We start from the raw sequence: 19,094 nt of genomic DNA, 5'->3' as shown, positions 1-19,094 counted from the left end.
ACACATGGATCCCATCGTCCTCGGCAACTACATCACCGCCCCCACCGTCGGTGCCATCGCCACCACTACTTACCGGGGGCTGGAGAAGTTCGGACTGGCCGACTTCCTGGCCCGGTGGCGGGGCCTCCAGCACGAGGCCCTGACCATGCTCGGCGAAGACCAGCGCATCCATCCGAGTGCGTCCATCCACCCCACGGCGATCATCGGGGAAGACGTGATCATCGGCCCGAACGTCAAAGTCCACGAGTTCACCACCGTCCGCAAAGGCAGCGTCCTCTGTGCTGGGGCGCAAGTCGGCTTCAACTGCGAGGTCACCGCGGCATTCGTGGGAGAGGACGCCGTCTTGGGACACCGGATCGGCGTGAACCGGACGATCATCGGAGCGAGAGCGCACCTCTCCGCGAGCGTCACCGTGGCCGCCATCAATATGACCACCGACATGCGCAGGCCCGACCGCGAGGTCATCATCCGCACTGGCCTCGGCCTCTACCGCTGTGGAACAACCCAGTTCGGGGCTGTCATCGGCGACGACACCCAGACCGGCAACAGCATCAGCATCGGTCCCGGCGTCGCTATCGGCCGTCGATGTCAGATCACCAGCGGCGTCGCCCTCGCCATCCGCGGCATCCCGCAGGACTGCACCGTCAGCGCCCCACACGCGACGGAAGCCACCGTTCGCCGCCGTCGCCGCACCCTGCCGCCCAGCCAGACCACCAAGTAGCTAGCACTACGTCAGGAACGGTTTGCCCGTCGGTGAGCGGCGTCCGATGCGGTGCATCGCAAGGCGCCGCATCGGCCTCGTCGTGGGCCTCGGTTGATTCGGCAACGCAGCGATTCGCCGAGCCTGCCGTGGGCGTCGCGACGGGGCGAACGTCGCCGGATGCGGCGCTACCGTCGAGCGTGACCTACTTGCCCGCACGCCTCTGCTCCCGCTGTGCCGCACGTTCACTTGACCACCCGAGATGGCGATCGCCGTGCGGAACAGCCGCGCCGGTCAGATGCGGACCGTGAGGCAGTCGGGGGTCTCCGGGCCGGTCCCGAGCGCGTAGGCGTTGTACGCGTCGAGGTGCCCCTGGGCTTCGGCGGTGGCCCGGGCGAGGCGGGCGTCCGGGTCGGCGCCCTCGGCCAGGATCTCCTCCATCGCGGCCATGAACACGATCTGCACCGCATGGAACGCGCCCAGCACCGCGCCGTGGGCCTCGGGCGGGCCGGCGCGCAGTTCGAGCTGCTCGCTCGTGGCCCGGTGGTGCGGGTGCGCGTCGAACCAGCCCTCCTCCTCCAGCAGGGCGATGCACCCGTACGTCGCCGGGGCGGAGCCGCTGGCCTTGTGCCAGGCGGCCGCCGCGCGGGGGCTGTTCAGGTACTGCATGAACGCCAGCGCGCCGTCCCGGGTCGCCTCGTCCAGGCCGTCCGCGAGCCAGAGCGAGTCCCCGCCGATCCAGTTGCCGGCGCAGGGCAGGGCACCGTTGCGGGGCAGGACGCCGACCTCGATGTCGAAGCCGGCGGCGGCCGCCGCCCGCACCATGTAGTTGGCGTCGAAGGACGAGCTCAGCCGCAGGGCCACCTCCTGGTCGGCGAAGGCCCTGAAGGTGCCGGCCCAGTCCTCCTGCACGCCGGTGTGCAGGTAGTGCCCGGCCCGGTGCAGGCCGCGCCACCAGTCCACGTACGCCTTCACCGCGTCGGAGGCCAGGTCGATGCGGGTGGCCCGGCCGTGTCGCCCGTTGCCCGCGTCGGCGAGCGGGGCGCCCTGCTGGGCGACCGCGTGTTGCAGGAACTTGCCGTCGACGGGCCAGGCGATGCCGTGCCGGGGGCCGTCGGCGAGGCGGGCGACGGCCTCGCACGCGGCCGTGGTGTCCTCCCAGGTCCGGGGCGCGGCGGCGACCCCGGCGCGGCGCAGCACGGTGGTGTTGGCGTAGAGCAGCATGGTCGAGAGGGTCAGCGGCATCGTCGTGAAGTCGCCGTCGACGGTGTAGTACTCGCGGACGCCCGGCAGGAAGTCGTCGAGGACGACCGCCTCGCCGAGGATCTCCGTGCGTCCGGCGACGGCCTTCTCCACGGAGACGAAGAGCGGGCTGCCGTCCTGGGCGCGGGCGTCGCGCGCCAGCTGCGAGGCTCCGGCGTAGTAGGTGGCGACCGCGGGGGCCCGGCCCGCGGCGGCCGCCCGGGCGATCGCGTCGGGAAGCTCCTGGTAGGAGAAGCCGCGGATGTTGATCCGGTGCCCGGGGTGGGCCTTCTCGAACTCCCGGGCGCGTTCCCGGATCGGCTCCAGGAAGTCGGGGAACGGGAACTCGGACAGCCATGCCTCGATGACGACGGTGTCGTCCGGGGCGGGATGCATGGGTCCTCCAGTCGGGGGATCGGGGCGGAACGCGGGAACGGCCTCAGGCCGTGACGACCGGGAGCGGGACCCGCTGCGGGGCGGCGGTCTCGTCGGTGCCGGCGGGAGCCGGGGCGGGGGCGACCGTGACCGGGGCGCCGTTGAAGACGGCGTTGCCGGAAAGTGCGTCGGTCACGGAGTCGTCGGTGAGGGCGTTGGCGTTCACGCCCGGGTGGAGCGAGGCGGTGCGCTGCGCCGACCCGGCGTGTCCCCAGCCGTGGGGCAGGCTGACGACGCCCGGCATGATGCGGTCGACGGGCTCGACGGGCACGACCAGGTCGCCGGTTGCGGAGACGATCCTCGCGTGGGTGTCCAGACCCAGCCGGGCCACGTCGTCGGGGTGGATGTGCAGCGTGCACCGGTTGCTGCCGCCCGTCAGCGACGGGATGTTGTGCAGCCAGCTGTTGTTGGAGCGGAGCTGGCGCCTGCCGATGAGCACCATCGGCGGGGCCGGGGCGGCGAGCCGCTCGTTCAGCCGGCCGATCTCCCCGCCCAGCTCGGCGGGGGCGAGCCGGACGAGTCCCGACTCCGTGCCGAGCACCTCCTTCAGCCGCGGCTCGAGCGGGCCGAGGTCGATCCCGTGGGGGTGCTCCCGCAGTTCGGCGAGGGAGAGCCCGTACGGGCCGAGGCGCAGCATCGCGTCGAGCATCAGCTCGGGGCCGCTGTCGCCGTCGAGCAGGGCGCGGGCCTCGGCGACCTCCATGCCCTCGAAGGGGGAGCCGGGGATCTGGACCCCGGCGCCGAGGAGTTCGCCGAGCACCGTCTCGTCGACCGCGGCGGGGTCGGCGTCGGCGCCCTGGCCGGCGGCGATCAGGCAGAGCCGGGCCATGATCTCCGCCTCGGAGAGCTGCCCGGGTTCGAGCGGGAGGACCCGGGACGAGGAACGCCCTGAACCGGCGCGGACAGCAGCAGGGACGCACGGCCCGCGTCCTGCTTCCGGAGCAGCCGGATGGCGTCCGCCGCCGTGGCGGGGTCCGCGACGGCGACGGCGTCGGCGGCCGCGCCGAGGGCGGCCGCCACCGGGAGTTCGTAACCGGGGGCGACCGTCAGCAGCTCCGCGGCGGGGCCCAGCACTCCGGCGAGCCGGTCCCGGGCGGACAGCAGCGCGCCGGTGCCGTCCTTGCGGCGCAGCCCCTGCGCGAGGGCGTCGTGGCGTGCGGCGACCGCGGCACGCTCGCGCTCGGCCGCCGTGGCCGCCTCCCGGGCGGCCGACAGGGCCTCCTCGGCCTCCGACAGTTCACGCCTCGCCGCGTCGTGGCGTTCCGCCAGCGCGGCGTCGTCCACCGCCAGCCCGTCGACCTCCGCCCTGAGCTGCTCGTACTCCTCCTGGGCCGCGGTGGCCCGCTCGCGCGCCTCGTCCCGGGCGGCCGCCAGCCGGTCGATCTCCGCCTGGGCCGAGGCGGCGCGTGAACGGGCGGCGTTGACCTGCCCGTTCAGCCGGGCAAGTCCTTCGCGGCGATCGGCGACCGCCCGGGCCACGTCCCTCAACCGCCTTTCCTCGGCCACCAGTTCACGCTCGAGTTCGGCTCGGTGGGCGACGGTGTCCTCCAGCGCGCGCTCAGCGGCCTCCAGCGCGGCCTCGAGCTCGGCCTCCTGCTCGCGGATCCGCGCGGCCTCGCGTTCCATGTCCTCCGGGTCGCGGCCGCGCCGCTCCTCCGCGGGCACCGAGGTGGCACTCTTCACCCGTGCCTCGGCCAGCGACACCGTGCCACGCACCCGCTCGGCCAGCTGGGACAGCTCGTACCAGGTCTGGCGGGCCCGTTGCAGCCGGGGCGCCAGCCGGCGCACCTCGTCCTCCAGGTCCGCCTCCCGGGCCAGGGCCCTCTTCAGCTCCGCCTCCGCGGCTTCCTTGCGCTCCTTGAGCGCGGCCTCGTCGGCGACTTCGGTCCTGAGCGCCTCGCGCATGCGCACGAGGTCGTCGGCGAGGAGGCGCAGGCGGGCGTCGCGCAGGTCGGCCTGGATGACCGCGGCCCGGCGCGCAACGGCGGCCTGCCGGCCCAGCGGCTTGAGCTGCCGCCGGAGTTCGTCCGTGAGGTCCTGGACGCGAGCAAGGTTCGCCCGCATCGCGTCGAGCTTCCGCAGGGCCTTCTCCTTGCGCTTGCGGTGCTTGAGGACGCCCGCGGCCTCCTCGATGAACGCCCGGCGTCCCATGGGGTCCGCGTGGAGCACGGAGTCGAGCCGGCCCTGCCCGACGATGACATGCATCTCACGCCCGATACCCGAGTCGGAGAGAAGTTCCTGAATGTCCAGCAGCCGGCAGGTGTCCCCGTTGATCTGGTATTCGCTGCCGCCGTTGCGGAACATGATCCGCGTGATCGTGACTTCGGCGTACTCGATCGGGAGCGCCCCGTCGGAATTGTCGATCGTGAGGGATACCTCCGCCCGGCCGAGCGGCGGGCGCCCGGTCGTCCCGGCGAAGATCACGTCCTCCATCTTCCCGCCGCGCAGGGACTTCGCCCCCTGCTCGCCCATGACCCAGGACAGCGCGTCCACGACGTTGGACTTGCCGGAGCCGTTCGGCCCCACGACGCAGGTGATACCGGGCTCGAAGCGAAGCGTCGTCGCCGAGGCGAAGGATTTGAACCCGCGGAGGGTCAGGGCCTTGAGGTGCACGCCGCCGGACTCTACCCCCCGGCACCCGGAGATCGCGGGCGGCGCAGTTCCCCCGAAGCGGCGCGATGGAAACGCGCCGCGGTTTCATCGCCGAAGGCGCGGCGGTTTCATCGCTGAATATGCAGGGCACATCAGACGGTAGGCAACGCGCTACAGAGGGGGAAACAAAAAGAAGGGACGCCGAAGCGTCCCTTGCATACATACCTGCCGTGCGAGAGAGTTCCTCACCGGATCCCGATGGGATCGGGAATCAGGTGAGCGCCGGCTCGCCCTTGGGTACGTCGATGTCGATGCCTTCGAGCAACGACTCGCCATGGTGCCGTGCGGCGGCAGCGCTCAGCGCGTCGTTCTCGGTCTGGATCCGTACGAGTTCGGATTCCAGGTCCTGGACGCGCTGCTGAAGCCGTCGCATCTCGGCGAGGAGTCGCGGGTCGGAACCGCCGACGTAACCGAGAAGCGCCTTTGCCATGATGGATGGTCCTCCACACTGAGTGACCGACCGATGCGGTGTGGGTCGTGAGGGATTTCCGCACCCGCGGTGCTCGGCAGCGCTTGTGTTCACTGCGTTTCCTGCCACCGAACAGCCAGGGTGCGCGGGGCTTCCAGCGTCTCACCAAAAAGTTTGACGGTCAACACGATCACACCCCGTATCGGCGACGGGGCGCGGGCCGGCGGCCGTGGCGCACACGGCGGCGGCTCTCGTGGAGGCCCGCGGGGCCGGAGATCATCGCTACTGGCGCAGCCTGGCACGACGGACCCGGTATTGGCAACCACCAGCGCGTTTCACTCGAACACGCACGCAGTGGGCAGTCGGATGAGCACATCACGTACCCGTGGGCCGGGTCCGCGGATCAGCGGATCGCGAATCCGTCGTAACCGCCGCGCGGGCGGCCCCAGATCTCGGTGACACCGGCAACGGCACCGGGCGTGTCGGACGACCGCAGCCACTTCAGGAGACGGTGGCAATTCTCACGCGGACCCTCCGCCACGATCTGCACCCTGCCGTCGTCGAGGTTCAGCGCGAACCCGCGGAGGCCGCCGATCTCCAGGGCGTTTTCCCTGGTGAACCAACGGAAGCCGACTCCCTGTACGCGGCCGCGCACCCATGCGGTCATCCGTGCGTGCTCATGCATGCGCGAAACCTACACGGACGTGCACCGGGGAACGCCACTCGGGTCACATCGCCCACTCCAGACATCGCGTACAGTCGCGACGCAACGGACTTCGCCCGTTCGGGCGAGTCCTTCCACTGATCCAGACGAAGTCGAGACCGGAAGGGCGAGCGGATGGGACGCCACCGCCGGAAGAAGCGGGTTCCCGGGCCCGTACGCAACGGGCTGCTCGGGATCGCCGCCGCTGCCGCGGTGGGCGCCGTGGCCGTCGCGGCCGGGCTGCTGCCGGGCGGCGGCGTGCTCACCGCGGGAGACGGCGAGACCACCGCCCAGCAGGTGCGTGAGGTGGCCGCCGGCGGCAAGGAGGCCCAGGGCAGCCCCTCCCCCTCCCCCTCCCCGACCGGGCGCTCCTCGGCCCAGCCGGCCCCCAGCCCGTCGAAGGGGCTGTCCTCGACCTCGGGGAAGGACTCGCCGTCGACCGCCGTGCCGGGCACGAAGCCGCCGGCGACGAGGACACCGGCGGCTAAGGCGCCCGCAGAGAAGCCGACGGCACCCGCAGAGAAGCCGGCGGCGGCCGAGGCACCCGCGAAGAAGGCACCCGGGTCGAAGGCGGCGGCGCCGGAGAAAGCCGTGACTCCCGGGAGCGGCACCGCGCAGGGCAGCGGCAGCACCCCCGAACACCGGGCCGCACCCGCCCCGGCCGAGCCCCGGCCCAAGGCGCCGTCCGGCGAGACCGCGGCGGAGGCCGAGGTCCTCGCCCTGGTCAACAAGGAACGCGCGAAGGTGGGCTGCGCCCCGGTGCACCCGGACGCGTCCCTGGCCCGCCTCGCCGGCAGGTTCAGCTCCGACATGGCGGCGCGGAACTTCTTCGACCACACCGACCCGGAGGGCGACAGCCCCTGGGACCGCGCCGCCCAGGCGGGCGTCAGCGGACTGGGGGCCGAGAACATCGCCCGCGGCCAGGCCGACGCGCGTACCGTCATGAACGCCTGGATGAACAGCGACGGTCACCGGGCGAACATCCTCAACTGCGACTACCGGACGCTGGGTGTGGGGGTCTCCTTCGCCCAGGGCGGCCCGTGGTGGACCCAGGACTTCGGCTTCTGAGATAGCCGCAGGTCGGCGACCTTGCAGCTGCCCTGGGCCGTCTCGGGGCCGCAGTCGGCGACCGAGGCGGTCCGGACTGCGTCGACAGCGGCTCGCGCACGCGTCCCGCTCGGCGGCATCAGGCGCGTGCAGGTCCGCGGGGTGAAGCCCGGGGCATGGGGCTTCCCGTGACCGCGGCCAGACTGCCGCGCCGGTCCCCGGTCCCACCGGCGCAGACGCCACCCCAGGCAACAGCCCGACCACGATCCGTCCACGAAGCCGCCGGGCAGACCACGAAACCGCACTGGAGCGGCCAAGACCTGCTACAGGTTTCCCCACCGTCAAGGCGCCCCCACCGTCAAGGCGCCCCCGCCGCGCACGGCGCGGCATCGCACGGCCCGGCGGCTCGGGCCGCGCTCCCGTCTCCGCCCCGCTCCGGCCCGGCCGCCGGCCGGCACGCCAGCCGGGCGAGGGGTGGATGGGGTGAACCCCCGTGTGGCCGGGGCGGTCGGCTCCGCGGCTCTACGCAGCAAGGCACCCCGAGACCGGACGGTTCCGTCTGGGGAGTCTGAGGCGTTCGGGCGGTCGAGCGATCAGCTGCTGGACTCAGTCAGCACGGCAGTCGGCCGGAGCACTCCATAGGAGGGGCGGCGGCTCTGCTCCCGCGCGACACGACGCGAGGCAGCCTGCCGATTCCAGTTGGCCACAGCGGCCAGCGCGGCGGGCAACACGTCAAGCACCTGAGACGGAACGTGGTACTGGGACTCGAGCCGTGCCCGCAGGTCCGGATCCAGGTCGGCAGTCAGCGTCAGGAACTCAACGCCGAGCACCATGCCGTACGGGTCCAGGTCAATCGTGACCTCATCGGTGAACTGGACCGTACGAGCCACGTCGCCGTGCCCGAGTTCCACGTACGCAAGGGCGGCGACGGGGTCGATCTCGACCTGAATCATTGACTCAGTCATCACCAACTCCATCCCAGGCAACACTCTTGATGATCTTGTCAGCAGTCAGGCCCGCATCGGGGACAACCCAGACCTTGAGTATCCCCCCGTTCACGCCCGGACCGCGATACCTGATGCTGTCCTTCGGCGTCGTCACGCGCTCCACGTGATGGCGTAGAGCATGCTCTACATCAGCTTCGGCAACCCGCCGACGACGCATCCGCTGCCGTGCATGGTACGTGTACGTCAGGACCATTACACATCGGCCTGCCCCGGAGGCCGCTGAACCTCCACCTCGAAGGAGATTCGCTCTGCAGGAGCGTCGTCGACCGAGACCTCGAGGACATACGTACCCGGCGATGACACCGGCAAGCCGAACGTCGCGGCAAACGCTACGCCGATGAGCCCTTCGTGAGACTTCGCTTCCGGAGGCGGCGTGAGTACGGTTTCCAACCGCAACCCCACACCGCTCGGCGGGCGCAAGGCCACAGCCAGGCGGGCATCCTTCTCTGGCTCGGCGAGAAGGACCCTCATGGCGCACGCCAGAGGCACTTGACCAGGCAGTGCGTTGACGACGATGCGATCGAAGCCGGCACCGGCGACGGTCAGAAGGCCGCCAGCATCAACACGCGCATACTCAGCCAGAACCACGTACTGCAAGCGGGCCATTCAAACCTCCGGCGGTCACGCTATGGGATCAATACGGTCGTCGTCTCGTTGTTTGCTCACTTCGTACACCAGGGGGTGTCGGTACCAGCCTGAACGGTCGTCGATCAAGGCTCAAGCGAGTACGTCGCTGCGAGTGTCGAGGCCGTCCGGGGCCGTTCGAGGGCGCGCAACGGCGACCAACACTGACCATCAGCGACAACCGGATCGCAGGTTGCGGCGTCGGTCAAGAGCACGGCCGCAGGTCGGAAACCCGGGCCTTCACCTCATCGGCTTCCACTCCAGGAGCGAGCCCCGACCCGGCGGGCCGCACCCCGGCGACCCGCGTGACTTCCCGGGCAGCCCCGGGGCCGTCGTCGGCATTCGCGGCGGCCGTGTGCCGCACCCGACCCACCTCGCGGCGGCCCGCCCGCCTGCCCGCCGCCGACTCGTGAGGTCCGCCCGGTTGGCCACCCGTACGGTGCCGACCAGGGGCGTCATCTCGGGCGCCTCGACACCTCGACACCTGGACAGCACGTCACCGCGGTATCGCGGTATCGCCCGGGTCGTCCGTCCGTCGTTCGGGTCCCGTGCAGGCGTCGCGTGCCGGTGGGAGTGGAAGGGACGCCCGCGGGCTCACCGGCACGGACGGGCACCCGGTGAGCGGCTGCTCACCCGCGCAGGGGACACCCGATGCGCCGGCCGTACGCGGACGCTACGAGGTGGCGTGCGGGAGCGAACGCGGCCGCCGGGACGGCCGCGGTGGGCGCTGGCAGCGCGGGCAGAAGTAGCTCGAGCGGTTCATCCAGGGGCGCCGGCGCATCGCCGTACCGCAGCGGCGGCAGGGCTCGTCCTCGCGTCCGTACGCGTCGAGCGAGCGGTCGAAGTAGCCCGACTCGCCGTTCACGTTGACGTAGAGGCTGTCGAAGCTGGTACCTCCGACGGCGAGGGCGGCGTTCATCACGTCCCTTACATGGCCGAGGAGTTCGGCAGACCGGGCACGGGTGAGGCCGGCCGTGGGCCGGTCGTAGTGGAGCGCAGCGCGCCACAGGGCCTCGTCGGCGTAGATGTTGCCGATGCCGCTGACCAGGGACTGGTCGAGCAGGGCGCGCTTGACCGTGGTCCGGCGCAGCCGGATCGCCCGGTGGAAGGCGGCGTCGTCGAACTCGGGGTCGAGGGGGTCCCGGGCGATGTGGGCGATGGCGTCGGGCAGCCCGTCCGGGCTGGTGTCGTGGAGCGACAGACCTCCGAAGGTGCGCTGGTCGACGAAGCGGAGTTCGGTGCCGAGGCCGTCTCCGAAGCGGATCCGGATCCTCAGGTGCTTCTCGTCCACGGCCGCCTCCGGCCGGACCAGCAGTTGCCCGCTCATCCCGAGGTGTCCCAGGACGGCGCCGGCGCCGTCCTCCAGCGGTAGCCACAGGTACTTCCCGCGCCGCCGGGCGGTCCCGATCCGCCAGCCGAGGAGCCTGGCCGCGAAGTCGCTCCCGCCCCCGATGTGCCGGCGTACGGCCCGCGGGTGCAGGACCTCCACGCCGCCCACGGTCCGCCCCGAGACCCATCGCTCGAGTCCCCGGCGCACGACTTCCACCTCGGGCAGCTCGGGCACGTGTCTCCTCCGGATCTCGACCGACTCGACGCCCGCAGCGTACCTCCGCGCCGCCTTCCGACGGGCCGCGGGCCGGTTCACCGGACGGCCGCCGCACGGAGACGCGGGCCTACGGCTCCCCGGCCGGTCCGGGGACAGGACGGGGACGGGCGGAGACGGGCGGAGACGGGCACGGGGACCGGCGGGGACGGGCGGGGACGGGGACCGGCGGGAAGGAGAGGACCCCGCCGTGCGGGGCACGGCGGGGCCGGGAAGCGGACCGTCAGGCCGTGGCGCGGGACGAAGGGGTGTCGGCGGCCCCTTCGGCCTCCGCGATCCCGGTGGTTCCGGCGGCTTCGGCGGCCTGCGCCGCCGCGGCACGCTCGTCCGCCGCGGCCCGGATAGCCCGCCACGCGGACTCCGCCGCCTGCTGTTCCGCTTCCTTCTTGCTGCGGCCGGTGCCGGTGCCGTACGAGACACCACCGACGCGGGCGGCAGCGGTGAAGGTCTTCTCGTGGTCCGGGCCCGTCTCGGAGACCAGGTACTCAGGCACTCCGAGCGCCTCGGCGGCCGTCAGCTCCTGGAGGCTGGTCTTCCAGTCCAGGCCGGCACCGAGGTTCGAGGACTTCTCGATCAGCGGGTCGAAGAGCCGGTGCACCAGCTCGGACGCCGCGTCGAGGCCCTGGTCGAGATAGACCGCGCCGATCACCGCTTCCAGGGTGTCGGCGAGGATGGACGCCTTGTCCCGCCCGCCCGTGCCCTCTTCGCCCCGGCCGAGGCGGATGAAGGACCCGAGATCGAGACTCCGGCCGACCTGCGCCAGCGCACGCGAGTTGACCACCGCGGCCCGCAGTTTGGCCAGCTGGCCCTCGGGCAGGTCGGGGTGGGTTCGGTACAGCGTGTCGGTGACCACCAGGCCGAGCACCGAGTCCCCGAGGAACTCCAACCGCTCGTTGGTGGGCAGACCGCCGTTCTCGTACGCGTACGAGCGATGGGTCAGCGCACGCACCAGAAGGGCGGACTCGAGCCGATACCCGAGCCGCCCTTCCAGAAGCGTGTGGGACGAGGCCGAACTGATGCTGTCGGACATCGCGCCTCTCACCAGCCGCTCAGACCTCGAGGACCTGGCGCTTGTTGTAGGTACCGCAGCTCGGGCACGCGATGTGCTGCTGCTTCGGCTCCTGGCAGCGCTCACACGAAACCAGGGTGGGGACCGCAGCCTTCCACTGCGACCGGCGGTGGCGCGTGTTGCTGCGCGACATCTTCCGCTTCGGAACAGCCACGGCTACTTCTCCTGCTTCTCGTCGACGCGTGCTGATCGAGGCGCGTCGCCGCTCTTCTTGTCCTTCTCACCGGTTCCGAGTGAATCGGCGAGTCCCTGCAGTGCCGCCCAACGGATGTCGACGGCGTCGTGGTGGTGGTCCGGTTCGGCGTTCAGGTCGGCCCCGCATTCGGAGCACAGCCCTGCACAGTCCTCCCGGCACACCGGCTGCATCGGCAGTGCGAGCACCACCGCGTCGCGCAGCACGGGCTCGAGGTCGAACAGTCCGTCCTCGAGGAAGACCACGCCCTCGTCCTCGGCGTCGTCGCCGGGCGCCGGCTCCCTGGCGCGGCCCCGGTCGTCGGCGTCGGGGTACGAGAACATCTCCTGGAAGTCCGCCTCGACCTCTTGGCGCAGCGGCTCCAGACACCTTACGCACTCCCCCTCGGCCGCGGCACCGGCGGTGCCCGTGACGAGCACCCCTTCCATCACGGACTCGAGGCGGAGCTCCAGCTCCACGGGCGCGCCCTCGGGCACGCCGATGACCCCTTCGATGCCGAGGACCGCGGGCGCGGCGGGCGCCGGCACGGAACGGGAGAGCCGCTGGAGCGCACCGGGCCGCCGGCCCAGCTCGTGCGTGTCGAACACGAGGGGGTTGCGGTGGTCGAGGCGGGCGTTCAGGGCTCTTCCTGCTTTCGGATCGAATGTGGGGGGCCGCGATTCCAGCGCAGCGTCAAGCAACGCTCCCGCGACCGAAGAGCCAGGATACTTGACCGTTCGCTCCAGGCCCAATCCGGTCCGTACCGGATCAGCCGCCCTGCTCGTAGCGCCGCAGCCGCTCCATGTCGATCATGCTGGTGTCGAAGAAGCTGGTCTCGTCCAGCGGGGCGGGCTGGGCATGGCCCTGATCGGTCTGCTGCCGGGCGCCGTAGCCTCCGGGGTACGAGCCCTGGTCGTACCCCTGGCCGTAGCCCCCGGCGTACGTCTGGTCGTAGCCCTGCTGCTGCCCGTAGCCGCCGGTGTAGGGGTCCTGCGGGTACGCGTACCCGTCCTGGGCCTGGGCCGCCGCGGGCTGGTAGTGGTACGGCTCGGCCTGGGCCGGGACGAGGGGCTGCCGGGCCTGCTGCTGCGGCTCCGGGTCCGCCAGCGCCGCCAGCCCGGCGAGGTAGTCGGCGTCGCTGGTGTGCTGCACGGTGCCGGCGGACTCCTGTGCCGCCATGTGCGCGCCGAGATCGTCCGTCGCGATCCGGCCGTGCAGCTTCTGCCTGCCCCGGCCGACAGCCTCCAGCGTCTTGGAGAGCACCGCCTCGAAGGCGCTGAGCTTGGCGTCCACGTAGTCGTCCGCGCGCCGGACCAGGGTCTGCGGGTCCGCGCTGTACTCGGGGGCGTCGTCGTCGGCGGGGTCGGCGGCCCCGGGGCCGCGGCCGAGCAGCTTCTCGCGGCCCCGGTCCACGGAGCCGATGGTCTTGTTGAGGACGACCTCGAAGTTGGCGAGTTTGGAGTCGACGTAGTCGTCGGCCTCGGCACGGATCTCCTCGGCCTCCCGGCGGGCCTCGGCGAGGATCCGGTCGGCCTCCCCCTGGGACTGCCGCGCGATCTGCGTGCCGGAGAGCAGGGTGCCCCGCTCGGAGTGGGCGGCCTGGATGATCCGGTCGGCCTCCTGGCGGGCCTGCTCGACCATCTGCTCGCGGTCGCCGATCAGCTCCCGGGCCTGGGCGAGGGAGCCGGGCAGCGCCTGCCGGACCTCTTCGAGCAGCGCGAGCAGTTCGGCGCGGTTGACCACGCAGGAGGCCGACATGGGCATGGACCGGGCGTTCCCGACCGCCTCGACGATGTCGTCGAGCTTCTTCTGCACGTCCACCGTGTGCTCGCCACTCTCTACAGTCACTACAGCCGTTTTGGAGCCGGACGCAACGACTGTAAGGGCAGCCGGTGCCGGTCCGACAGCGGGTGACGGAACGTCAGCGGTACGCCGGACGCGGCGTCGGGCCCGTCACCCGCGCCGCTTCCCCGGTAGCCGTTCGGTGAGCGCCGCGAGGACGGCCGGCGGCACCAGGTGGGAGACGTCCCCGCCCCAGGCCGCGACTTCCTTGACCAGCGAGGACGACAGGAAGCTGTAGGTCGGGCCGGTCGGCACGAAGAGCGTCTCGACACCCGACAGGCCGTTGTTCATCTGGGCCATCTGCAGCTCGTAGTCGAAGTCGCTGACCGCCCGCAGGCCCTTGACGATGGCGGGGATGTCCCGTTCCTTGCAGTAGTCGACGAGCAGCCCGTGGTACGCCTCGACCTCGACGTTGCCGTACTCGGCGGTCACGTCGCGGATCAGCCCGATCCGCTCGTCCACGGTGAACAGCCCCTGCTTGGACTGGTTGATCATCACCACCACGTGCACCACGTCGTACAGCTTGGAGGCGCGGGCGATGATGTCGAGGTGTCCATTGGTGATGGGGTCGAACGACCCCGGACAGACGGCGCGGCGCAACTGAACTCCCTCGCTCTCCGGTCCGGTCATGGTGCGTCTTCGCACGCGGCGGCGGCGCGACCGTACCAAAGCGTCCCCTCGCCGTAGCGGCGGGCCCGCAACGGCTCGATCCCGTCCGGCCAGGCGAACTCCCCGCCCCTGGTGCTGCGCTCCACGGTGACGACGGCGCCCTCCGCGAGCCAGCCCCCGGAGCGGAGTGTGAGGAGAATCTCGCGAAGATCGTCGTCCGTGACGGCGTACGGCGGGTCGAGGAACACCAGGTCGTACGGTTCCGCCGGCGGCGGCCCCTGGACGATCCGCTCGGCCCGGCCGGACCGGACCTCGGCTCCGGGCAGGGCCAGGGTCCCGGCGTTCTCCCTGACGGTGCGGGCGGCGCGGGCGTCGGCCTCCACGAGCAGGGCGTGGGACGCGCCGCGGGACAGCGCCTCCAGGCCGACGGCGCCCGAGCCCGCGTAGAGATCCGCGACACGCAGTCCCCCGAGGGGGCCGAGCAGCGACTCCCAGGTGGAGAACAGCCCCTCACGGGCCCGGTCGGAGGTGGGGCGGGTGCCGTCGCCCGGCGGCACGGCCAGGCGGCGTCCGCCGGCCGCACCGGCGATCACGCGGGTCATCTGGGTCCTTCGCGAAGACGTCGCTCGATCGGCTCGCCGGCCTGGTCGAGGCGGTCGGACCGATCCGGTCGTCTCCACGATATGGGCTGCGCGCGGCCGCGGCCCCCTCCCGTCCGGGCCCGCCCGGGAAAGGACGCCCGGACCGGACCGGACCGGAGCCGCGGGCGCATCCCGCGCGGCCCGTCGGCTCAGCCCTTGTCCAGGTACTGCTCGCGGTCCTCGTCCAGCAGGGCGCCCAGGGCGGTCCGCAGTCCGGGGAGCGCCGCCAGCTCGGGGTCGGCGGCGACCGCGGACGCGGCCTCCTCACGGGCCGCGGCGATGATCTCCTCGTCCTCGATGACCTCGAGGACCCGCAGCGAGGAGCGCGCCCCCGACTGCGCCTGGCCCAGCACATCCCCCTCGCGGCGCTGTTCGAGGTCGATACGGGAGAGCTCGAAGCCGTCCAGGGTCGCGGCGACCGCGCCGAGCCGGGCGCGTGCGGGGCTCGCCTCGGGCATCTCCGTGACGAGCAGGCAGAGTCCGGGAGCCGATCCGCGGCCGACCCGGCCCCGCAGCTGGTGGAGCTGGGAGACGCCGAAACGGTCGGCGTCCATGACCACCATCGCGGTGGCGTTGGGTACGTTCACGCCGACCTCGATGACGGTCGTGGCGACGAGCACGTCCACCTCGCCCGCGGCGAAGCGGCGCATGACCGCGTCCTTGTCGTCGGGCGCCATCCGGCCGTGCAGCACCTCCACCCGCAGGTCCTTCAGCGGTCCGGCCGCCAGCTGCCCGGCCACGTCCAGCACGGCCAGCGGGGGCCGCTTCTCGGCCTCGTCCTCGGGCGACTTCGGCCGGGCCTCGGCGGAGCCGTCGAGGTCGTCGCCGATGCGCGGGCAGACGACGTACGCCTGGTGACCGGTCTCCACCTCCTCGCGCACCCGCTCCCAGGCCCGCGCCAGGAAGTGCGGCTTGTCCGCGGCGGGGACCACGTGCGAGGCGATCGGCGAGCGCCCGGCGGGCAGTTGGTCCAGCACGGACGTCTCCAGATCGCCGAAGACGGTCATGGCCACCGTGCGGGGGATCGGGGTGGCGGTCATCACCAGCAGATGCGGCGGCTGCCTGCCCTTGCCACGCAGGGCGTCGCGCTGCTCGACGCCGAAACGGTGCTGCTCGTCCACGACGACCAGGCCCAGGTCGTGGAACCGCACCTTGTCCTCGATCAGGGCGTGCGTGCCGATGACGATCCCCGCCTCGCCGGTGGCGAGGTCGAGCAGAGCATGGCGGCGGGCGGCCGCCCCCATCGATCCGGTGAGCAGCACGACCTTGGTGGCGCGTTCGGCGCCGCCGAGCATCCCGCCCTCGGCGAGGTCGCCCATCATCTCGGCGACGGACCGGTGGTGCTGCTGGGCGAGGACCTCGGTGGGCGCCAGCATCGCCGACTGCCCGCCCGCGTCCGCCACGGCGAGCATGGCGCGCAGGGCGACCAGGGTCTTGCCGCTGCCGACCTCCCCTTGGAGCAGCCGGTGCATCGGATGCTCCGTGGCCAGATCGCCGAAGATCTCGGCGGAGACCTCCCGCTGGCCCTCGGTGAGGGTGAACGGCAGCCGCGCGTCGAAGGCGTCGAGCAGTCCGTCCGGCACGGGCCTGCGGGCGACGGCGGGGAGCTGCGCGTCCGCGTACCGGCGCCGGGCGAGGGCGACTTGGAGGACGAAGGCCTCGTCCCACTTCAGCCGCTGTCTCGCGGCCTCCACGTCGGCCCTGGTCTGCGGGCGGTGGATCTTCAGCAGGGCCTGCGGGAGAGGGACGAGACCGCGGCCCTCGCGCAGCGCGGGCGGCAGCGGGTCGACGGCCTCCGTCGCGTGCGGGAGGACGGCGTCGACGGCCTTGGCGATCTTCCAGGACTCCAGGCCCTTGCAGGCCGGGTAGATCGGGATGAGCCTTCCGGCGAAGGCGCTGACGGCGCCCTCGCCGCTGTCGGCGTCGAGCCGCTCGTACGTGGGGTGGGCGAGCTGGAGCCTGCGGTTGAACACCGAGACCTTGCCCGCGAACATGGCGCGGGTGCCGGGCAGCAGGTCCGTGTGGGGCCGGTGGACGCCGCGCCCGAAGAACACCAGCTGGAGCCGTCCGCTGCCGTCGGTGACGGTGACCTCCAGCCGCCGGCCCCGCCCGCCGTTGAAGGTGAGCACACGGGCGTCGGCGACCTGTGCGACGACGGTCACATGCTCGTCCAGCGGCAGCTCGGCGAGCCGGGTCAGCTGTCCGCGCTCCTCGTACCGGCGGGGATAGTGGTGCAGCAGATCACCGACGGTGCGCAGGTCGAGGTTCTCGGCCATGACCTTGGCGGTCGCGGGGCCGAGCGTCTTGGTCAGCGGTTCGTCCAGCACGCCGTCCATTGCACACCACGGCACCGACAACCGTCGCGCGCCCGCTCGAACGGCGCGTTCCGCGACCGGCCGTTCCCGGCCGGGAGCGACCCGCGTGCACCGTGCCCTCTTGTGTGTCCTCTTGTGGGCCCTCTTGTGGGCCCTCCTGCACGCCCTCCCGGGCGCCTCCTGTGCGCCTCCTGTGCGCGGCGCCCCCGGAAGCGCGGGGAGGCGCGGATGGCCCGCGGCCGGAGCCGGGGCGTCCCGCAGACCGCCGGGAGCGCCGGGGCGCCACCGTCCGCGGGCGGGCGGTCACTCCACACCCACCAGGAGCGGGGCTCCCGCTCCCCCGTGGTAGATCACCGTGTCCACCGCCAGGTGGCCCGCGCGCACATGCGCTTCCAGCCGCTCGCCCAGCCCCGGCGGAGCGTCCTCGGGGAGGACCAGGGTGACGAGTTCGCCGCCGGCCGAGAGCATCCGGTCCAGAACCGTTTCGGCGGTGGTCGCGAGGTCCGCGCCGATCACCGCCACATCGCCCTCGATGAGCCCCAGCACGTCGCCCGCCTGGCAGACGCCGGCGGAGGTGAAGGACTGCCGTTCGGCGACGGCCAGTTCGCCGTAGCGCGTGGCCCCCGCCGCCGAGGTCATGGCGACGACGTCCTCGTCGAAGCGGCGCCCGGGTTCGTGGACGGCGAGCGCGGCGATGCCCTGGACCGCGGAGCGGGTGGGGATGAGGGCGACCCGGACACCCTCGTGCCGGGCCTGTTCCGCAGCCGCCGCGGCGGTGTGCCGCAGCTCGGTGTCGTTCGGGAGGAGCACCACCTCGCGGGCGTGCGCACGCCGGATGGCCTCCACGAGTTCGCCGCTGGCGGGCGGCTCCCCCGGCCGTGCCAGCAGCGTGGTCGCACCGGCCTCGGCGCAGAGCCCGGCCAGCCCCTCCCCCGGCACCACGGCGACGACGGCCCGCTGGACGCGCTCCCGCGGCTCGGGGTGCCCGGCCGCCGCGAGGTGGGAGATCCGGATCCGGTACGGCCGGCCCGCCTCCACACCGGCCTCCACCGCCGCGCCCGCGTCGTCGGCGTGGACGTGGACGTTCCACAGGCCATCCCCGCCTACCACGACCAGTGAGTCGCCGAGCGCGTCGAGCCGGGCCCTCAGCCGGGCCACGGCGTCGTCGCCGGCCTCCAGCAGAAAGATCACCTCGAAGGCGGGCCCGCCGCCGGCGCACCCCCCGGCGGCCGTCGCCACGCCCGGGTGGGCCCGTGGTGCGGGGCGTAGCGGGGCCTCTCCCGTGACGGCCTCGGCCAGGGCGCCCAGCACCGCCACCAGACCCTGCCCGCCCGCGTCCACCACGCCCGCCCGCCCCAGCACGTCGAGCTGCCCCGGAGTCTCCTCCAGGGCGCGGCGGGCGGCCGCGTGGGCCGCCGTGACGGCCGCCGCGTCGTCGCCGGGTGCCGTGCCGCCCGCTGCCCGGGCGGCGGCGGAGGCGACGCTCAGGATCGTGCCCTCCACGGGGTGCGCCACCGCCCGGTGCGCGGACTCCGCGGCCCGCCGGAGCGCGCCGGCGGCCCCGCCGCCGCTCTCCCCGAGCACCTCGGCCATACCGCGCAGCAGCTGCGCCAGGATCGTTCCCGAGTTGCCCCGCGCCCCGATCAGCGCGCCGTGCGCCATGGCCCGCACGGTGTCGGCGAGCGCGGGCGCGGCCGAGCCGGTCTCGTACGCCGCGAACACCGCCTCCACGGCGGTGGCCGCCGACTCGACGGTCAGATAGAGGTTGGTTCCGGTGTCACCGTCCGCGACCGGGTAGACGTTGATCGCGTCGATCTCCTCGCGCTCCCGGCCCAGTGCGTCCAGCGCGAGCGAGCACCAGGTGCGGACCGCCAGGGCATCGAGGGGCTGGGGCAACGAGGTCCTCCTTCGGCGGTCCCGCCACACCGCGGGGCGGACGTGGGCGGGGAGGCTGGGCTGCACCGCAGGGTAGACCCGGGCAGGGCCCGGAGCCGGGGTGGGGGCGCTGACGACCGTGGTAGTTT

General features: G+C 72.6%; 17 protein-coding genes and 1 pseudogene. 2 read left to right on the top strand and 16 right to left on the bottom strand.

The features are described from left to right. The first annotated feature begins 4 nt into the window (after positions 1 to 4). Positions 5 to 721, top strand: a complete 717-nt coding sequence (locus tag DDQ41_RS20900) for an LbetaH domain-containing protein (RefSeq protein ID WP_109295853.1) — start codon at positions 5 to 7, stop codon at positions 719 to 721. A 273-nt stretch (positions 722 to 994) separates the two neighbouring features. Here the strand turns inward: DDQ41_RS20900 and DDQ41_RS20890 are convergent, their stop codons facing one another. The 5 genes and pseudogenes from DDQ41_RS20890 to DDQ41_RS20865 all read right to left on the bottom strand — a co-directional run bounded on the left by DDQ41_RS20890 (position 995) and on the right by DDQ41_RS20865 (position 6,123). Next, positions 995 to 2,338, bottom strand: coding sequence for an extracellular solute-binding protein (locus tag DDQ41_RS20890; RefSeq protein ID WP_109295851.1), 1,344 nt, complete (start codon positions 2,336 to 2,338; stop codon positions 995 to 997). A 43-nt stretch (positions 2,339 to 2,381) separates the two neighbouring features. Further along, a complete protein-coding gene (locus tag DDQ41_RS20885) occupies positions 2,382 to 3,206 on the bottom strand; it encodes a molybdopterin dinucleotide binding domain-containing protein (protein WP_109295850.1) in 825 nt (274 codons plus the stop codon). A gap of 47 nt (positions 3,207 to 3,253) precedes the next feature. Continuing rightward, a pseudogene (locus tag DDQ41_RS20880) lies at positions 3,254 to 4,990 on the bottom strand (chromosome segregation SMC family protein); the annotation flags it as partial. 250 nt (positions 4,991 to 5,240) lie between these two features. After that, positions 5,241 to 5,459: a hypothetical protein gene (locus DDQ41_RS20875; RefSeq protein ID WP_109295849.1), complete on the bottom strand. Its 219-nt coding sequence runs from the start codon at positions 5,457 to 5,459 to the stop codon at positions 5,241 to 5,243. Positions 5,460 to 5,841: 382 nt separating this feature from the next. After that, entirely contained in the window at positions 5,842 to 6,123 is a 282-nt protein-coding gene (locus DDQ41_RS20865; RefSeq protein WP_109295847.1) for an acylphosphatase, read from the bottom strand. A 153-nt stretch (positions 6,124 to 6,276) separates the two neighbouring features. Here DDQ41_RS20865 and DDQ41_RS20860 point away from each other — a divergent pair, with 153 nt between their 5' ends. Beyond that, complete coding sequence (locus tag DDQ41_RS20860; protein ID WP_109295846.1) at positions 6,277 to 7,209, top strand: CAP domain-containing protein; 933 nt, start codon at positions 6,277 to 6,279, stop codon at positions 7,207 to 7,209. A gap of 572 nt (positions 7,210 to 7,781) precedes the next feature. Here DDQ41_RS20860 and DDQ41_RS20850 read toward each other — a convergent pair. From DDQ41_RS20850 to DDQ41_RS20800, 11 genes are all read right to left on the bottom strand, one after another. Then, entirely contained in the window at positions 7,782 to 8,153 is a 372-nt protein-coding gene (locus DDQ41_RS20850) for a DUF2283 domain-containing protein (RefSeq protein ID WP_162602714.1), read from the bottom strand. A gap of 234 nt (positions 8,154 to 8,387) precedes the next feature. Beyond that, positions 8,388 to 8,801, bottom strand: a complete 414-nt coding sequence (locus DDQ41_RS20845; protein ID WP_109295844.1) for a DUF6941 family protein — start codon at positions 8,799 to 8,801, stop codon at positions 8,388 to 8,390. A gap of 691 nt (positions 8,802 to 9,492) precedes the next feature. Then, positions 9,493 to 10,383 (bottom strand): bifunctional DNA-formamidopyrimidine glycosylase/DNA-(apurinic or apyrimidinic site) lyase, encoded by an 891-nt coding sequence (gene mutM / locus DDQ41_RS20840; RefSeq protein WP_109295843.1) that lies wholly within the window; start codon positions 10,381 to 10,383, stop codon positions 9,493 to 9,495. A gap of 262 nt (positions 10,384 to 10,645) precedes the next feature. After that, positions 10,646 to 11,452 (bottom strand): ribonuclease III, encoded by an 807-nt coding sequence (gene rnc / locus DDQ41_RS20835; protein ID WP_109295842.1) that lies wholly within the window; start codon positions 11,450 to 11,452, stop codon positions 10,646 to 10,648. 19 nt (positions 11,453 to 11,471) lie between these two features. Beyond that, positions 11,472 to 11,645, bottom strand: coding sequence for a 50S ribosomal protein L32 (rpmF, locus tag DDQ41_RS20830; protein ID WP_026165248.1), 174 nt, complete (start codon positions 11,643 to 11,645; stop codon positions 11,472 to 11,474). A gap of 2 nt (positions 11,646 to 11,647) precedes the next feature. Continuing rightward, a complete protein-coding gene (locus DDQ41_RS20825) occupies positions 11,648 to 12,271 on the bottom strand; it encodes a YceD family protein (RefSeq protein WP_109295841.1) in 624 nt (207 codons plus the stop codon). A 160-nt stretch (positions 12,272 to 12,431) separates the two neighbouring features. Continuing rightward, positions 12,432 to 13,484 carry a cell division initiation protein gene (locus DDQ41_RS20820; RefSeq protein ID WP_109295840.1) on the bottom strand — a complete coding sequence of 351 codons (1,053 nt, stop codon included), beginning with the start codon at positions 13,482 to 13,484 and terminating at the stop codon, positions 12,432 to 12,434. Positions 13,485 to 13,616: 132 nt separating this feature from the next. Next, entirely contained in the window at positions 13,617 to 14,135 is a 519-nt protein-coding gene (gene coaD, locus DDQ41_RS20815; protein WP_109295839.1) for a pantetheine-phosphate adenylyltransferase, read from the bottom strand. After that, positions 14,132 to 14,716 carry a 16S rRNA (guanine(966)-N(2))-methyltransferase RsmD gene (gene rsmD / locus DDQ41_RS20810; RefSeq protein WP_109295838.1) on the bottom strand — a complete coding sequence of 195 codons (585 nt, stop codon included), beginning with the start codon at positions 14,714 to 14,716 and terminating at the stop codon, positions 14,132 to 14,134. The genes coaD and rsmD overlap by 4 nt, the downstream gene beginning before the upstream one ends. Before the next feature lie 188 nt (positions 14,717 to 14,904). After that, complete coding sequence (recG, locus tag DDQ41_RS20805; protein WP_109295837.1) at positions 14,905 to 17,091, bottom strand: ATP-dependent DNA helicase RecG; 2,187 nt, start codon at positions 17,089 to 17,091, stop codon at positions 14,905 to 14,907. A 282-nt stretch (positions 17,092 to 17,373) separates the two neighbouring features. Then, positions 17,374 to 18,966 carry a DAK2 domain-containing protein gene (locus DDQ41_RS20800; protein WP_109295836.1) on the bottom strand — a complete coding sequence of 531 codons (1,593 nt, stop codon included), beginning with the start codon at positions 18,964 to 18,966 and terminating at the stop codon, positions 17,374 to 17,376. Between the last annotated feature and the right edge of the window lie 128 nt (positions 18,967 to 19,094).

The organism is Streptomyces spongiicola, assembly GCF_003122365.1.
In the GTDB taxonomy this organism is placed as follows: domain Bacteria; phylum Actinomycetota; class Actinomycetes; order Streptomycetales; family Streptomycetaceae; genus Streptomyces; species Streptomyces spongiicola.
The sequence above is the reverse complement of the archived record's forward strand: the minus strand, read 5'-3'. Positions and strand labels throughout refer to the sequence as shown.

Coding starts and splice junctions, on each gene's coding strand:
- DDQ41_RS20900 (WP_109295853.1), top strand. CDS start 5: ATGGATCCCATCGTCCTCGGCAACTACATCACCGCCCCCACCGTCGGT.
- DDQ41_RS20890 (WP_109295851.1), bottom strand. CDS start 2,338: ATGCATCCCGCCCCGGACGACACCGTCGTCATCGAGGCATGGCTGTCC.
- DDQ41_RS20885 (WP_109295850.1), bottom strand. CDS start 3,206: ATGGCCCGGCTCTGCCTGATCGCCGCCGGCCAGGGCGCCGACGCCGAC.
- DDQ41_RS20875 (WP_109295849.1), bottom strand. CDS start 5,459: ATGGCAAAGGCGCTTCTCGGTTACGTCGGCGGTTCCGACCCGCGACTC.
- DDQ41_RS20865 (WP_109295847.1), bottom strand. CDS start 6,123: ATGCATGAGCACGCACGGATGACCGCATGGGTGCGCGGCCGCGTACAG.
- DDQ41_RS20860 (WP_109295846.1), top strand. CDS start 6,277: ATGGGACGCCACCGCCGGAAGAAGCGGGTTCCCGGGCCCGTACGCAAC.
- DDQ41_RS20850 (WP_162602714.1), bottom strand. CDS start 8,153: ATGACTGAGTCAATGATTCAGGTCGAGATCGACCCCGTCGCCGCCCTT.
- DDQ41_RS20845 (WP_109295844.1), bottom strand. CDS start 8,801: ATGGCCCGCTTGCAGTACGTGGTTCTGGCTGAGTATGCGCGTGTTGAT.
- rnc (WP_109295842.1), bottom strand. CDS start 11,452: ATGTCCGACAGCATCAGTTCGGCCTCGTCCCACACGCTTCTGGAAGGG.
- coaD (WP_109295839.1), bottom strand. CDS start 14,135: ATGACCGGACCGGAGAGCGAGGGAGTTCAGTTGCGCCGCGCCGTCTGT.
- rsmD (WP_109295838.1), bottom strand. CDS start 14,716: ATGACCCGCGTGATCGCCGGTGCGGCCGGCGGACGCCGCCTGGCCGTG.
- recG (WP_109295837.1), bottom strand. CDS start 17,091: ATGGACGGCGTGCTGGACGAACCGCTGACCAAGACGCTCGGCCCCGCG.